Origin of the sequence: Amycolatopsis sp. CB00013, assembly GCF_001905755.1 — a bacterium.
Taxonomy (GTDB): Bacteria; Actinomycetota; Actinomycetes; order Mycobacteriales; family Pseudonocardiaceae; genus Amycolatopsis; species Amycolatopsis japonica.
This window is the reverse complement of the sequence record NZ_LIWC01000002.1, coordinates 547,956-563,597: the sequence shown is the minus strand read 5'-3', so window position 1 is coordinate 563,597 and position 15,642 is coordinate 547,956. Positions and strand designations below refer to the sequence as shown.

The following is a 15,642-nucleotide window of genomic DNA, read 5'->3' as shown; positions in this document are numbered from 1 at the left end:
GGTCGTCCGTCGCGGGCACCGAGCCTGGCCGAGGAAGAGTCCTGCCGCCGCGCTGTAGTAGGCGTGCGGCGGCGCCCAATACCGGAGGACCACACCGCAATGGCCAAACTGATCGCGTTCGACGAGGACGCCCGCCGCGGTCTTGAGCGCGGCTTGAACACCCTCGCCGAAGCCGTCAAGGTGACCCTCGGCCCGCGGGGCCGGAACGTCGTGCTCGAAAAGAAGTGGGGCGCGCCGACGATCACCAACGACGGTGTCTCCATCGCCAAGGAGATCGAGCTCGAGGACCCGTGGGAGAAGATCGGGGCCGAGCTCGTCAAGGAAGTTGCCAAGAAGACCGACGACGTCGCGGGTGACGGCACCACCACCGCCACCGTGCTCGCCCAGGCTCTCGTCCGCGAGGGTCTGCGCAACGTCGCCGCCGGGGCCGACCCCATCAGTCTGAAGCGCGGCATCGAGGCGGCCGTCGAGGCCATCACCGAGCAGCTGCACAAGGCCGCCGTCCAGATCGAGACCAAGGAGCAGATCGCCGCCACCGCGTCGATCTCCGCCGCGGACCGCACCATCGGCGAGCTCATCGCCGAGGCGCTGGACAAGGTCGGTAAGGAAGGCGTCGTCACCGTCGAGGAGAGCAACACCTTCGGGCTCGAGCTCGAGCTCACCGAGGGTATGCGCTTCGACAAGGGCTACATCTCCGGTTACTTCGTGACCGACCCGGAGCGTCAGGAAGCCGAGCTCGAGGACCCGTACGTCCTGCTCTTCGGCTCCAAGATCTCCACCGTCAAGGACGTCCTGCCGCTGCTGGAGAAGGTCATCCAGTCCGGCAAGCCGCTGCTGATCATCGCCGAGGACGTCGAGGGCGAGGCCCTGGCCACCCTCATCGTCAACAAGATGCGCGGCACCTTCAAGTCCGTCGCCGTCAAGGCCCCGGGCTTCGGTGACCGCCGCAAGGCGATCCTGCAGGACATCGCGATCCTGACCGGTGGCCAGGTCATCTCCGAGGACGTCGGCCTCAAGCTGGAGAACGCGGACCTTTCCCTGCTGGGCAAGGCGCGCAAGGCCGTCATCACCAAGGACGAGACCACCATCGTCGAGGGTGCGGGCGACGCCGACCAGATCCAGGGTCGCGTCAACCAGATCCGCGCCGAGATCGACAACTCGGACTCGGACTACGACCGCGAGAAGCTCCAGGAGCGTCTGGCGAAGCTGGCCGGCGGCGTGGCCGTCATCAAGGCCGGTGCCGCCACCGAGGTCGAGCTGAAGGAGCGCAAGCACCGCATCGAGGACGCGGTGCGCAACGCCAAGGCCGCCGTCGAAGAGGGCATCGTCGCCGGTGGTGGCGTCGCTCTCATCCAGGCCGCCGAGGCCGCCTTCGCCGGTCTGAAGCTCGAGGGCGACGAGGCCACTGGTGCCAACATCGTCAAGGTCGCCGTCGAGGCGCCGCTCAAGCAGATCGCGATCAACGCCGGCCTCGAAGGCGGCGTCGTGGCGGAGAAGGTCAAGTCCCTCCCGCAGGGCCACGGCCTCAACGCCGCCACGGGCGAGTACGAGGACCTGCTCGCGGCCGGCGTGCCGGACCCGACGAAGGTCACCCGCTCCGCGCTGCAGAACGCCGCTTCCATCGCGGCGCTGTTCCTGACCACCGAAGCCGTCGTGGCGGACAAGCCGGAGAAGGCCTCGGCCGCTCCCGCCGACCCGTCCGGTGGCATGGGCGGCATGGACTTCTGAGTTCGAGCCTGTAGCACCACCGGAAAGCCCGGACGCGCCTCGCGCGTCCGGGCTTTTCCTTTGCCCGGGTGCGGCGGGCCCGCGAAGTCGTCTCGTCACGGGCTTGACTGTCCACAAGGGACGCTTCCGAGGTGATCGCGCCCGATTCAGGCGTTTTATGCCGGGTCGTGAGTAATGAGGGTTAGAGCGGACCGGTATTTGCCTACCTGCGCCTGACGGGGCGAGAGTGGTGGTTCCGCGGTTGCCGGGCGCGACGATGGAGGAATTGGGACGTTGAACGTCCCAATTCCTCCATCGTCGCCAGGGACGCCCGGTCTTGGACCTTGATCAACGGAAGGTTCGGGACAGTCAACGTCCCCGATCCTCCGTTGATCAAGGTCGCGCCAGGCGCGACCGGTGGCAGACGACGTGACGGGGGAAGATTCCGGACGTTCAACGGCCGGAATCTTCCCCCGTCGACCGCCAATCACACCAGTGGTTAGGAAATACGAGTCCGTAGAACGACCAATACCACTCACGACCCGTGGCTGCTGGAGGTGTGGCCCCTACCGTTGCCCGTCCACCGCGTACTTCCCGCCTTGCTTCCGGCGCTCCTCCTCGTACGGATCGGTGGAGTTCGGCTCCGAAGGCTTCCTCGGCTCAAGACCGGTCCGGTCGGTTCCGCCCGCCTCCGTGGCCGCGCTTTCCCGTTCGACCGTCTCGGGATTGGGATCGATCTTCCCCCGGTCCTTGTTGGCGTTTTCCCAGTTGGCGAACATCTTCTTCAGGTCGTCCGACAGCTCGCCGTCCGTTCGCGCGTAGGCCTCGGCCGCCTTCCTGAGCTGCTCACCGGCGAGAAGGAATCGCGCGCAACTCGTCCTCATGAACTGTTCGACGGCGTCCCGGATCTCCAACGTCGTGTCGTCGCCCGTGCACGTCTGCTCGTCGCGGCCCGCGAGGTGCCGGTCGGCGTTGTCGGCCTCGGCGAGAATCCGCAGTTGTGCCGAATAGCCTTCGGCCGCTTCGAAGCAGGTCTGTGCCAACCGCAGCACGAAATAGACCTCGACCTGGACCCCGTGGTACTTCGCGCGGTCGGTCTGGTTCGGCAGCTTGTTCGCGGTGAGGTCGTAGAGTTCGAGGTTGTAACTGTGCACCCCCGCGATCGCCTTCTGCAGGGCCAGCACGTTCGCGCCGAAGTCGGATTCGAGGCCGGACAACGCGTTGTGCTCGTCCTGGATCGACGTGGTGAGCTTCTGCAGGATGTCCTGGAGCGACATGGCGTCCTGCTCGACGGTGAGCCCCTTGATGATCCCGCCGACGAAACCGGCCAGATCGAGGACGGCGCCCACCGGGCCGAGGACCTTCCCGCCCGCCTCGTCGACGGTCTTCACGACCTTGCTGAGTTTCGCCGCGGCGGACAGCAGATTGGTCGCGACGCCGTGGACCGTTCGCGCCTGGTCGACCTTCTCCAGGATCGAGTCCGCGGTGAAGACCTTGAGGGTGACCTTCTCGTCCAGCTTCTTGGTGGCCCAGTTGAGCCGCTTGATGATGTTGAGGCGGGTCGCCTGGATCGTCGAAGCGCGGGTGGAGTACAGCGTGGACAGGCTGGCGAGGATGAGCGACTGGTGCGCCATGGTCGGCGCGATCGAGGCGAAGAACCCTTCCCTGAACTCCTGGGCGGCGAGCCCGGTCCACGCGATGAACCAGGGCTCGGTCGCGCTGGTGGCGCCGTCCAGCCATTCGACGTTCTCGACGACAGCGCCCTGACCGAGCAGCTCGGTCACCCGGCCGTTCTTGTCCTGGTAGCCGAGGTTGCCGGCGACGTTCAGGAACGTGTTGTGGGCGGCCTCCAGCTTCGCGAGGTCGGGTCCCTCCAGCTGCGGGACGAACTTGGCAACCTCCTGCCGCCGGTTCCAGGCCAGCCGCTCGATCTGCGCGAGGTTCCGTTCGACGTGGCACTCGACGTACTTCGTCAGCTGCGGGTTCCAGCCCTCGCAGTGGACGTCCTTGTAGTGGCCGTGCATGCCGTCCATGACCCAGGTCAGGTAGCCGCACAGGTCTTCGCCGTGCGACAGATGGCCGTACGATTCGGCGGACCACTGCCAGGCCCAGGGATCCGGCGAGCACGGGACGGTGGTCGAGAGCTTCGCCATGGCGTCGACGGCGTCTTCCATCCAGCGCTTGGTGAGTGCCTGCCAAAAGTCGTCCAGCGCGCCTTCCAGCATCCGCTTGTACTCGCTGAGGCTCAGATACCCGGCCATGGAGGCCCCCGCTTCCCACTCCCTGTGACAAAGTCAGGGGAAGTGTAACGGCGAGCGCGCGATCCCGCGGCCGAAAACCGGAAAGGGCCCGGACATCCCCATGTCCGGGCCCTTCTTCATCCCCCTGTCCCCAGGCGGATCGCGTTTAGCGGGCTGAACGCGATCCGGCGGACGCCGCGCCCCCTGCGCACGGCGTCCGCCCTCGATCAGGATTCGCCCGGCTGTTCCGGGGTCAGGAGCCACGCGGCGGCGTAGAGCGGGATCGCGAATCCGGCGGTGAAGAAGACGCCGGCCACGAGGGCGATGCGCAGGATCGCGGCGTCGACGCCGAGGTAGGCGGCCCAGCCGCCGGCGACGCCCGCGAGCATCTTGTCGGTGCGGCTGCGGTAGAGCTTCTTGGTGGCCTGGGGGGTGTACACGCTGTTCGTCATGGCTCCATGTTCGCTCCGGAACGACCCCCGGCACATCGGGGAACGGCCCCGACCCGACCCTGGAATCCGACCCTGAGGGGCCGGAAAAGCGGGTGCCCGGCGCCCCCGTCCGCGGGTATGACTTGTCCGGTGAAACACGACAGCCCCGAATTCGCCGCCATCGCCGAGCAGGGCACGATCCTGCGCTGCCAGGTCGGGTCCGGGCTGCACGGCACCGCCGTGCTCGGCCAGGACGACCGGGACGAGCTCGGCATCTGCATCGAGCCGCCGGACCACGTGATCGGCCTGAAGCGGTTCGAGCAGTACATCTTCCGCACGCAGCCCGAAGGCGCCCGATCCGGCCCCGGCGACCTCGACCTGATCGTCTATTCGCTGCGCAAGTGGATGCGGCTCGTGCTCAACGGGAACCCGACCGTCCTCCTGCCGTTGTTCGTACCCGAGTCCGAGATCGTGGTGATCGACGAACTCGGCGCCGAACTGCGCGAGCAAGCGCACCGGATCGTCTCGCGCCGGGCCGGGCTGCGGTTCCTCGGCTACTCCCGCGCCCAGCGCGAGCGGATGCTGGGGCTGCGCGGCAAATCGGGCAGGCCGGAGCTGATCGAGAAGTACGGCTTCGACACGAAGTTCGCCATGCACATGGTGCGGCTCGGCGTGCAGGGCGTGGAGCTGTTGGAGACCGGCCGGATCACGCTGCCGGTCCCCGAACCGTGGCTCGGCTGGCTCCGGGATCTGAGGCAGGGCGAGAAAACCCGCGAGGAAGCGCTGGAAGCGGCCGAGTCGCTGGAGCGCCGTCTCGACGAGCTGGTGCGCGGCGCGTCGCCGCTGCCGGAGGAGCCGGACGCCGAATGGGCCGACGCTTGGCTGGTGCGCGCTTACCTCAGGGCGTGGAAGATGCCTTGATGACGATCAAGGCGAAAGCGCTCACGTTCGGGGTCGCGGTGCTGACCGTGCTGGGAATCGGCACGGCCAGTGCCGCGCCCGAAGGCCATGGCGCGCAAAGCAGACTGGACGTCGTTCAAGCCCGCGGCGAGATCCGCGTGTGTTCGACGGGGGATTATCGCCCGTTCACCTATCGGGACGCCGACGGCGCGTGGAGCGGGATCGACATCGACCTCGCGGGCGACCTCGCCCGGCGGCTCGGCGTCCGGCTCCAGATGGTCCAGACCACTTGGAAGGCGATCGCCGACGACGTCGGGCGGAAATGCGATCTGGCGATGGGCGGGGTTTCGGTGACCTTGGACCGCGCGAAGAAGGGTTTCTACACCGTTCCTTATCTTCGCGACGGCAAGACGCCGATCACCTTGTGCGAGAACGAAAAGCGGTTCCAGACCCTGGAGCAGATCGACCAGCCGGGTGTGCGGGCGATCGTGAATCCGGGCGGTACCAACGAACAGTTCGCCGACGCCAACCTCAAGCGCGCGACCATCGTGCGGCATCCGGACAACAACACCATCTTCGCCGAGATCCTGGCGGGCCGGGCCGACCTGATGATCACCGACGCCACCGAGACCCGTTGGCAGGCGAAGCGGAATCCGCGTTTGTGCGCGGTGCATCCCGACGAGCCGTTCACCTTCTCGGAGAAGGCGTACCTCCTGCCGCGCGACGTCGTGTTCAAGGAGTGGGCCGACCAGTGGCTGCATCTCGCGCTGAACGACGGCACGTACGCGCGTATCGCGAAGCCCTGGCTCGGCTGAAATCGGTTTGAACCACTTTCGTTATCCGGCCGTATCCCTGGATGTGGGTGAGGAGGAAATCAGACCGGAGGAAGACACCGATGATGAACAGCGCCGGGAAACACCGCAAACGCGCGACGATCGGCATCGCGTCCGTGCTCGGGGTGGCCGCCATCGCCGCGGCGATGTTCGCGATCAGCACTCCGGACGGGCAGGCCGCGGAAAGCTGCCAGGGACTCGACACCGCTCTCCGTAACAATCTCACCTTCATCGCGGGTCAGAAGGCGCAGCCGGACGCCTTGTCCGAGGCGCGGATCGCGAACAGGCAGGCCGTCGTCGACCTCATCCAGCAGCGCCGCGAAGCCGCCGGGTGCACCGAAGAAGTGCAGGCCGACAGTGGGAAGCACGCCGCGGACGACGTCATGGCGGTCGAGGACGAGGCGGCTCCGAAGGAAGAAGCTGCCCCGCAGGAGGAAGCGGCCGCCGGTGACGGCGAGGTCGTCTGCCCGGGCTCCACGGTGACGCTGTCCGGCGAGGGCGGCGCCCCCGCGGCGTCCAGCAGCGAGTTCCCGGCGGGGACCAAGCTGAAGGTGACGAACCTGGACAACGACAAGTCCACGACCGTCGAGGTCACCGGCGTTTCCGGCAGTTGCGCGCTGCTGAACAACGCGGCCTTCGAGCAGGTCCGCGAACCGGGCAAGTTCCTGATCCGCCGCGCCACCATCGAGCGCGTCGGCTGAGACACCCGCACCGGGACGGGGAAGACGCGGACGGATCCGGTGCGGAGGCGGCACGAGTCCTCCTGGTCCCCTCGGCCAGGAGGGCTCGTGGTCGTTTGTATCTCGCTTGTACGCCCTTTCGGGACGCTTCTCGCGAAACGCCGAGAAAGGACATCCGATGAGATTCAGACGAGTGCTCACGGCGGCCGCCACCGCCTTGCTGGGGATGGCCGGGCTGGCGATCACCGCGACGTCGGCCGAAGCCGCCGTCGGGCCGCGTCCCAACTTCCAGCTTCCGTTCCCCTGCAACCAGGTGTGGAACGGCGACAACGACAACAGCAGCGCACACCGGGCCTACGAGATCGACTTCAATCGGGGCAGTTCCGCGGGGGCGGATCTGGGCGACACGGTGGTCGCGGCGGCGGCGGGCAAGGTCGTCATCTCGGCGCACCAGGGGTCGCAGAACGGCTTCGGCAACCTCGTGAAGATCGACCACGGTGGGGGATGGTCGACCTACTACGCGCATCTGAAGGTCCGTTCGGTCGCGCTCAACGCGCAGGTCGCGCAGGGGCAGAAGATCGGCGAGGTCGGCAACACCTCCAAGCCGGGCAACAACATCAGCCCGCACCTGCACTACGAAGTCCGCACCAACGACTCGTCGTGGCCGAGCAACATCAAGCCCGCGTACTTCAACGGCGTGAAATTCGGCTACCCCAACGCCAACGTGACCTCCAAGAACACCTGCAGCGGCAACGGGAACCCCAACCCGTACGACGCCGTCGAGGTGTGCGGCGACGGCTACAAGGTGATCGACTCGCAGGCGGTCGGCAGCGCCGCGACGGCGTACCTGCTGTACAACGCCACGAACAAGAACAACTGCGTCACCACCATCAAGTCCACCTCGGTCGGCACGGGCAGCGCGGTCTCGGCCTTCCTCGAAGTGCAGGGTTCGGCCAGGAAGACCGACTCCGGCAGCTTCGAGTACTACGCGGGTCCGGTGAGCGCGGCCGCCGGCGCGAAATGTGTCCGGTGGGGCGGCTCGGCGGGATCCGCCAGCTACGAATCGCCTTTCGAACACTGCACCTGATCTCGGAAGTGTCATGAAAGGGTCGTTCAGGACATCTTTTGTCCTGAACGACCCTTTCATGACATCCGGAGGTGGGCGCGGACGCGAGTGAAGCGGGACATCCAGGCCGCCTGGACGTCCGGGGCGGCGGCGTGGGCGGCGAACAGATCGGGAGCGGGAGCCTGAGGCGGCACCGGCAGCTGACCGTCCACAGGGAACAGTGATTCGCCGCAGACATCTCCGGTCAGCAACGACATCGTGCCCAGTCCGCACGCGAAGTCCAAAGTGGGCAGTGCGCCCGCGAGCGCCAACCCGGCGGCGAGCCCGACGCTCGTCTCGACGGCGGAAGACACCACGCACGGCAGGCCACAGGCTTCGGCGACCTCCAGGGCGCGCCGCACCCCGCCCAGCGGCGCGACCTTCAGCACGGCGACGTCGGCCGCCCCCGCGACGGCCACCTTCAGCGGATCCTCGGCCCGGCGGATCGATTCGTCCGCGGCGATCCGCACCCCGACCCGGCGCCGGACGGCGGCCAGTTCGTCGATCGACGGGCAGGGCTGCTCGGCGTACTCGAGCCCGCCGGCCGCGCGGTCCAGTTCACCGATGGCCTTGACCGCGGTGTCCACGTCCCAGGCCATGTTCGCGTCGACGCGGACGGCGCCCCGCGGGCCCAGCGCGGCCCGCACCGCCTCCACCCGGGCGCAGTCCTCGGCGAGGCTCACCCGCGGGTCGGCGACCTTCACCTTCGCCGTGCGACAGCCCGAAGCGGAAACGAGTTCGTACGCCTGCTCCGGGGACACCACCGGCACGGTCGCGTTCACCTCGACGCTGTCCCGCACCGGCGACGGCCAGCCCCGTTCGCTCGCCTCCAGCGCGGACGCGAGCCACGGCGCGCTCTCGGCGTCGGAGTAGTCGGAGAACGGGCAGAACTCGCCCCAGCCCGCCTCGCCGCGGACCAGCAGTCCTTCGCGGACCGTGATGCCTCGGAACCGCGTGCGCAGGGGGATAGCGTAGACGTCCATCGGCACCGATCATGCCACCGCGGGAATCGCGTGCCGATTCCATCGGTTCCGGACAGAATGAGCGACGTGGCACTCGACTTTCGCGTGCTGGGGCCCACCGAGGTCACGGCGGACGGGCTGCCGGTGCCCTTGGGCGGCAGCAGGCCGCTCATCGTGCTGGCAGGCCTGTTGCTGCGCGCGAACACGGTGGTTCCGGTCGGGGAGCTGGGCCGCTGGCTGTGGCCGGACGACCAGCGGCGGTCCAAGGGGGCGCTGCAGACCTACGTCCTGCGGGTCCGCCGCGCGCTCGGCGACGAGGTCACCATCCGCACCGAACGGGGCGGCTACCTGCTCGAACTCGACGAAAACCTGCTCGACCTCGCCCGTTTCCGCGCCCACGCCGCGGCCGGTGCGGAGGCCGCGCGGGACGGCGACCTGCGCGGAGCCGCGGGCCGGTTCGCCGCGGCCTTGTCCGAATGGCGGGGGCCGGCGCTGCAGAACGTCCACTCCGAAGCGCTGCTTCGCGACGAAGCCGACCAGCTGGGCGAAGAGCGGTTACGAGTGTGCGAGCAGTGGGCCGACGCGCTCATCGCGCTCGGCGAGCACAACGTCGTCGTGCCCGAGCTGATCAGACTGTGCCGTGAGAACCCGCTGCGGGAGCGGCTGCACGAACAGCTGATGATCGCGCTCTACCGCTCCGGCAGGCAGGCCGAGGCGCTGAACGTCTACCGCCGGATCGGCGCGGTGCTGGCCGAAGAGCTCGGATTGGACCCCGGAGCGTCGCTGCAGCGGGCGCACCAGGCGATCCTGACCGGCGAAGAGTCCGTCGAGACCACATTGGACTCCGAACTGACGCGGTACCGGCTCGGCGCCGAACCGCTGATCCCTCGCCAGCTCCCCGCCGATCTGCGGGTGTTCTCCGGCCGCCAACGCGACCTCAAGGCGTTGCACGGGCTCGTCCCGGAGGCGCTGGACACCGAGCGGTCGACGTCCATCGCCTCGATCGAGGGAATGGGCGGCATCGGCAAGACGACACTCGCCGTCCACTTCGCGCACGAGGTCGGAGACCGCTTCCCCGGCGGGCAGGTGTACCTCAACCTGCGCGGTTACGGTCCCGGCGAGCCGGTCGAGGCCGCAGCCGCGCTCGAAACCATGCTCGTCTCGGTCGGCGTCCCCGCCGACCGGATCCCCGCCGACGTCGACGGACGCGCGGCCACCTGGCGTACGTACAGCGCGGGCCGCCGGATGCTGATCCTGCTCGACAACGCGGCCAGCACCGAGCAGATCCGGCCGCTGCTGCCCGGCCCCGGCTGCCTGGTGCTGGTGACCAGCCGATGGCAGCTCCAAGCACTCGTCGCGACCCACGGCGCCCGGCGCGTCGCGCTGGAGGAACTGCCGGACGAGGACGCGATCGCCCTCCTCGCGTCGACGATCGGGCTGGACCGGGTCGTCGAGGATCCCGAGGCCACCGAACGGTTCATCCGGTACTGCGGCGGGCTGCCGCTGGCCATCCGGATCCTCGCGGTGCGGGCGGCGCAGTTCCCGGACCTCGCGCTGGGCGAGTTCGTCCGGCTGCTGGAAGCCGAACAGGACAGGCTGGGCTCGTTCGACCTCGCCGACGGCGACGAGACGAACATCCGGGCCGTCTTCTCGTACTCGTACCGGGCGCTCGACCAGCGGGCCGCGCGGATGCTGCGGCTGCTCGGCCTGCCGACCGGCGGCGACTTCAGCGTGCCCGCGGCCGCGGCGGTGGCCGGCGTCGACATCGCGGAAGCACACGAGGATCTGGCGAAACTCGCGTCCGCGCATCTGATCGCGCGGTCCAAACCGGGCCGGTACCAGTTCCACGACCTGATCCGCGCGTACGCGGCCGAACTTTCGGCGGAGCTCGACGGGCCCGAGGCACGGACGGCCGTGCTGGACAGGCTGCTCCACGCGTCGCTCGCCTCCGCGCTGAACGCGTCGAGGCTTCTGCGCTCCGAACGGCACTACCGGCTCGTCCAGCCGGAGCGGTTCGACGGCGCCGGGCTGAAGTTCGGGCACTACGAACAGGCGCTCGACTGGTTCGACGAAGAGGCGGGCAACCTCATCGCCGCGGTGAACATCGCGTACCGGGAGCGGCGATACCGGGAATGCTGGCAGCTGGCGTGGCTGCTGCAGTCGTACTTCATCGTGCGGGCCCGGCTGGACGACTGGCGTTCGGTGTTCGGCGTCGCGCTTCGTGCCGCCCGCGACCTCGGGGACCGTTCCGGTGAGGCCGCCATCCTCAGCGGCCTCGGCGTGGCCTGCGGGGTCGCGCGCCAATACGAGGACAGCATCGCCTACCTGGAGCAGGTCGTCGAACTGCAGCGGCAGGTCGGGGACCGGCAGGGCGAGGCGCGGGCCCTCTACAACCTCACGCTGGCCAGCCAGGATCCCGACACGGGGTGGGACTACGGCACGCGCGCGTTGCGGCTCATCCGGGAGAGCAACGTCGGCGCCGGCATGGAGGCCAGCGCGCTGCAGGCCCTCGGCGACATCTGTGCCCAGGCCAGCCGCTTCGAGCAGGCACTCGATTTCGCCGACCAGGCTTTGGCGCTGGAGGCGCACGCGCTGCCCGACGAAGCCCGCTTCACCTTGCACACCAAGGGAACCGCGCTGGTCGGGCTCGGCCGCGGCGACGAGGGCATCGCCTGCATGCGGCGCGCCGTCGAGATGTTCTTCGCCCACGGCGAGCTCTACGAGGCGGCCGACGTGCTGGCCCAGCTCGGCGGAATCCATCTGCGGCTCGGTGATCCCTCGTCGGCGCGTGAGTGCTGGCTGCGTTCGGTGCGGGTGCTGACCGAGCTCGCGCATCCCGACGCCGAGGACGTCCGCACCAAGCTGGCCTCGCTCGTGGGCGAAACCGTCAAGGCTGAGTGAGGCACGGGCGCCCGGCGTGCCGACCCCCAGAACCAGCACGCGAGTACGCCCGTGACCTCACGAGCCAGTGAACAGGACACCGCTCACTGCGCGCTGACTGTGCAGCTGGCGAGGGTCAAGCCAGGAGTTCCGCGAGGGCGATCGCGTTCTTCGGCGCCTCGACCTTGACGTCGTTGTCGAAGTAGACGTACGTGTCGCGGCCCCAGCCCTTGATCTTCCGGGCCCACTTCTTGAGGGCCTTGTCGCTGTAACCGCTGACGTACAACTCCTCGTCGCCGTGCAGGCGGACGTACGCGAAGTCTTCGCTCGTCATCTCGTCGATGTACGGGAACTTGCCCGCGGTGTCGGCGACCACGAGCGCGATGCCGTGTTTCCGGAACAGGGCCAGGCTTTCGGGCTCGGCGAAGCTCGGATGCCGTACCTCGACGGCGTGCCGGAGCTTCCGGCGAGGGCTCGGATCGGTGTGCGGTTCGGCCTTCAGCTTGTCGTCGTGGTGTTTCGCGAGCGTGGCGGCGGCGTGGCTGGTGTGCGGCAGCAGCTTGAAAAACGCTTCGACACGCTCGGCGTCGAACGCCAGCCGCGGCGGCAGCTGCCAGAGGATCGGCCCCAGTTTCCGGCCGAGCGCCAGCACACCGGAGGCGAAGAAGTTCGCCAGCGGTGTCTCGACGTCGCGCAGTTGCTTCAGATGCGTGATGAAGCGGCCGCCCTTGACGGCGAAGACGAAGTCGTCCGGGGTCTGCTCGGCCCACGCGCGGTACCGCTCGGGACGCTGCAGCGAGTAGAACGAGCCGTTGATCTCGGCCGAGTTCATCCGGGACGACAGGTATTCCAGCTCGCGCCGCTGCACCAGGCCGCGGGGGTAGAAGTCCCCGCGCCACGGTGGATAGCGCCAGCCCGAAGTGCCGATCCTCAGCGCCGCGACGTCGATCACCGCCTTCCCGTGTCGCCCTGATTCCCCCTCTCACCTCGGGATAAACGACCACTCACGCCCACGAGAACCGCCACCGGCGTGTCTGGACGAGGTTGGCCGCGAACTCGCGCAGATTGCCCGGCTGGCCGGCGAACGACGGCAGACAGAACGAGCGGTGCTCGGCGGCGACCGTGAGCGCGCGGCCCTGGGTCCGCGGCGGCGCGGCCACCGACAGCTCCATCGAATCGAAGCCCAGCACCGTGAGCGTCGCGCCGAAGCGGTCTTCCCAGCTGCGCAGGACGGCGGACAGCTCGTGGACCTGATCGGTCGCCTTGATCATGCCCGTCCAGCCGAGGATCGCCGGGATGTCGGCGGGCCGCTCGGTCTGCACCAATGCCAGCCGGTGCTGCCCGCGCGCGGCCAGGATCGACCCGGTGTTGCCCGCCTCGGCCAGCGGATCCGCCCGGCGTGACGGACGGCGGGCGAGGCCGGGGAACTTCGCGCCGAACGGGCGCAGGCAGGCTCCGTCGCAGCACGACGTGTCCCACCAGCGGGCCAGCACCTCGGCCGGATCCACCGAGCCGATCCGGTGGTCGGCGGGGGCGAGCCTGCCGCGGTCGTCGATCCAGTCCTCGCCGTTGGCCGCGAACCGCTGGTCGTGCGGGATCAGCACCGGCCACAGCCCGGACCGGTCGAACTCGGCGACGCAGCCGGTGTAGCGCTCCGGCCTGGCCAATGGCAGGTCGGAAACCCAGATCCGGCCGTGCCACCGGCCGGGCGGCAGGGTCTGGACTGGTGGTGTACCCGGTCGGAACGGTGCGATGGTCATCGGCTTCCCCTCGAACTGGTGTTCGGTCAACTCTACCGAACACTAGTTCGAAGCACCGACAGTTTTCGATACCCCGTTTGCGGGATCTCGGGGTGGCCGCCTCAGACGTCGCTGGAGTCACACGTGCACCAGCTGGTGTCCACAGTGGACTCGTCGTGTTGGGTGCCCGGAATGCCGTGAAGGCCTCCTTCACTACTTTCAGGGTAGGGAAGGAGGCCTTCACGGACTTGGGGCTGGGGCGGAGCCGCAAGTGGTAGCAAAGGTCCCTTGCTCTCTTGCCACACGCCGGCGGGTGGTCGGATGCCGTGAAGGCCTACTTCGGGACGATGAACGTCTCAAGGGAGGCCTTCAGGACACCTTGCCCAGGGGGCAATGCCCGAAATGCCGTGAAGGCCTCCTTGAGGGACCCAGAGTCCCTCAAGGAGGCCTTCACGGACAGCAGGAGCACTCACGCCCACCGCGAGCCGAAGCGAAGCCCCTACATCGGGCGCAGCAGGTCGTCCGCGTCCACGATCCGGTACGCGTACCCCTGTTCCGCCAGGAACCGCTGCCGGTGCGCCGCGTACTCCGTGTCGACGGTGTCCCGCGAGACGACCGAGTAGAAGTGCGCCTGCCGTCCGTCGCCCTTGGGCCGCAACAGCCGCCCGAGCCGCTGCGCCTCCTCCTGCCGCGAGCCGAACGTCCCGGAGATCTGGATGGCGACCGACGCCTCCGGCAGGTCGATCGAGAAGTTCGCGACCTTCGAAACGACCAGTGTCCTGATCTCGCCGCGCCGGAACGCGTCGAAGAGTTCCTCGCGTTCCTTGTTCCGCGTCGCGCCCTGGATCACCGGCGCGTCGAGTTCGTCGCCGATCATCTCCAGCTGGTCGAGGTAGGCCCCGATGACCAGCGTCGGCTCGCCGGGATGCCGGTCGACCAGCGATTTGATCACCTTGGTCTTGGTGTCCGCGGTCGCCGCCAGCTTGTACCGCTCCTCGGCCTCGGCCGTCGCGTACGCGAGTCTCTCGGCGTCCGTCAGCGTCACGCGGACTTCGGTGCACTCGGCCGGTGCGATCCAGCCCTGCGCCTCGATGTCGCGCCACGGGACGTCGTATCGCTTCGGGCCGATCAGGGAGAACACGTCGCCTTCGCGGCCGTCCTCGCGCACGAGGGTCGCGGTGAGCCCGAGCCGCCGCCGCGACTGCAGGTCCGCGGTCATCCGGAAGACGGGCGCGGGCAGCAGGTGGACCTCGTCGTAGACCACCAGGCCCCAGTCCCGCGAATCGAACAGGTCCAGATGCTTGTACTCGCCCTTGGTCTTGCGCGTGACCACCTGGTACGTCGCGATGGTGACCGGCCGGATCTCCTTCTTCTCCCCGGAGTATTCGCCGATCTCCTCCTCGGTGAGCGAGGTCCGCGCGACCAGCTCTCGCTTCCATTGCCGGCCGGCGACGGTGTTCGTCACCAGGATCAGCGTGGTCGCCTTCGCGTGTGCCATGGCCGCGGCGCCGACCAGGGTCTTGCCCGCGCCGCACGGCAGCACGACGACGCCGGATCCGCCCGCCCAGAACGCCTCGGCGGCCTTGCGCTGGTAGTCGCGCAGCTCCCAGTCGTCCTCGGCGAGGTCGATCGGATGCGCTTCGCCGTCGACGTAACCGGCGAGGTCTTCCGCTGGCCAGCCGACCTTCAGCAGCGCCTGCTTGAGCCGTCCGCGTTCGGACGGGTGCACGACGACGGTGTCGTCGTCGATACGCGCGCCCAGCATCGGGCTGATCTTCTTGTGCCGGAGGATCTCCTCCAGCACCGCGCGGTCGATGGTCGACATGACCAGGCCGTGCGCCGGGTGGTTGGCGATCTGCAGCCGCCCGAAGCGGCCCATCGTGTCCACGATGTCGATGAGCAGCGGCTGCGGCACGGGGAACCGCGAGTACGTGGTCAGCGCGTCGACGACCTGTTCGGCGTCGTGACCCGCCGCGCGGGCGTTCCACAACGCGAGCGGCGTGATCCGGTAGGTGTGGACGTGCTCGGGCGCGCGTTCCAGTTCGGCGAACGGCGCGATGGCGATCCGCGCGTCGTCGGCCTGGCTGTTGTCGACCTCGAGGAGCACGGTCTTGTCGGATTGGACGATCAGCGGGCCATCGGTCACATCCTCCTTTATACGTTCC

At 68.5% G+C, this 15,642-nt stretch carries 12 protein-coding genes; 6 read left to right on the top strand and 6 right to left on the bottom strand.

Annotated features, from left to right (window positions below):
• Positions 1–99 precede the first annotated feature (99 nt).
• The gene (gene groL / locus AMK34_RS12640; RefSeq protein WP_037335595.1) at positions 100–1,728 is read left to right on the top strand and encodes a chaperonin GroEL; all 1,629 of its coding nucleotides are present in this window, start codon (positions 100–102) and stop codon (positions 1,726–1,728) included.
• Between the two features lie 545 nt (positions 1,729–2,273).
• Here the strand turns inward: groL and AMK34_RS12635 are convergent.
• Both AMK34_RS12635 and AMK34_RS12630 read right to left on the bottom strand, forming a co-directional pair.
• Positions 2,274–3,968 (bottom strand): hypothetical protein, encoded by a 1,695-nt coding sequence (locus AMK34_RS12635; protein ID WP_073845367.1) that lies wholly within the window; start codon positions 3,966–3,968, stop codon positions 2,274–2,276.
• Positions 3,969–4,174: 206 nt separating this feature from the next.
• Entirely contained in the window at positions 4,175–4,399 is a 225-nt protein-coding gene (locus AMK34_RS12630; RefSeq protein WP_007033414.1) for a PspC domain-containing protein, read from the bottom strand.
• Between the two features lie 129 nt (positions 4,400–4,528).
• Between AMK34_RS12630 and AMK34_RS12625 the strand changes: the two genes are divergently transcribed.
• The 4 genes from AMK34_RS12625 (at position 4,529) to AMK34_RS12610 (ending at position 7,878) form a co-directional block, all read left to right on the top strand.
• A complete protein-coding gene (locus AMK34_RS12625) occupies positions 4,529–5,299 on the top strand; it encodes a nucleotidyltransferase domain-containing protein (RefSeq protein ID WP_073846269.1) in 771 nt (256 codons plus the stop codon).
• Entirely contained in the window at positions 5,299–6,093 is a 795-nt protein-coding gene (locus AMK34_RS12620) for a transporter substrate-binding domain-containing protein (RefSeq protein ID WP_073845365.1), read from the top strand. Before AMK34_RS12625 ends, AMK34_RS12620 begins: the two co-directional genes overlap by 1 nt.
• A gap of 80 nt (positions 6,094–6,173) precedes the next feature.
• Positions 6,174–6,812 carry a hypothetical protein gene (locus AMK34_RS12615; RefSeq protein WP_073845363.1) on the top strand — a complete coding sequence of 213 codons (639 nt, stop codon included), beginning with the start codon at positions 6,174–6,176 and terminating at the stop codon, positions 6,810–6,812.
• Positions 6,813–6,969: 157 nt separating this feature from the next.
• Positions 6,970–7,878: a M23 family metallopeptidase gene (locus AMK34_RS12610; RefSeq protein WP_063777790.1), complete on the top strand. Its 909-nt coding sequence runs from the start codon at positions 6,970–6,972 to the stop codon at positions 7,876–7,878.
• A gap of 56 nt (positions 7,879–7,934) precedes the next feature.
• Here the strand turns inward: AMK34_RS12610 and AMK34_RS12605 are convergent, their stop codons facing one another.
• The gene (locus AMK34_RS12605; protein ID WP_073845361.1) at positions 7,935–8,879 is read right to left on the bottom strand and encodes an o-succinylbenzoate synthase; all 945 of its coding nucleotides are present in this window, start codon (positions 8,877–8,879) and stop codon (positions 7,935–7,937) included.
• A gap of 66 nt (positions 8,880–8,945) precedes the next feature.
• Here AMK34_RS12605 and AMK34_RS12600 point away from each other — a divergent pair, with 66 nt between their 5' ends.
• Positions 8,946–11,759, top strand: coding sequence for a BTAD domain-containing putative transcriptional regulator (locus AMK34_RS12600; RefSeq protein WP_443111201.1), 2,814 nt, complete (start codon positions 8,946–8,948; stop codon positions 11,757–11,759).
• Between the two features lie 115 nt (positions 11,760–11,874).
• On the opposite strand, the gene AMK34_RS12595 is transcribed toward AMK34_RS12600, so the two are convergent.
• The 3 genes from AMK34_RS12595 to AMK34_RS12585 form a co-directional block, all read right to left on the bottom strand.
• Positions 11,875–12,690, bottom strand: a complete 816-nt coding sequence (locus AMK34_RS12595; RefSeq protein WP_073845356.1) for a DUF72 domain-containing protein — start codon at positions 12,688–12,690, stop codon at positions 11,875–11,877.
• Positions 12,691–12,742: 52 nt separating this feature from the next.
• Positions 12,743–13,498 (bottom strand): DUF4253 domain-containing protein, encoded by a 756-nt coding sequence (locus tag AMK34_RS12590; RefSeq protein WP_073846268.1) that lies wholly within the window; start codon positions 13,496–13,498, stop codon positions 12,743–12,745.
• A gap of 478 nt (positions 13,499–13,976) precedes the next feature.
• A complete protein-coding gene (locus AMK34_RS12585; RefSeq protein ID WP_037335606.1) occupies positions 13,977–15,623 on the bottom strand; it encodes a DNA repair helicase XPB in 1,647 nt (548 codons plus the stop codon).
• Positions 15,624–15,642: the final 19 nt, after the last annotated feature.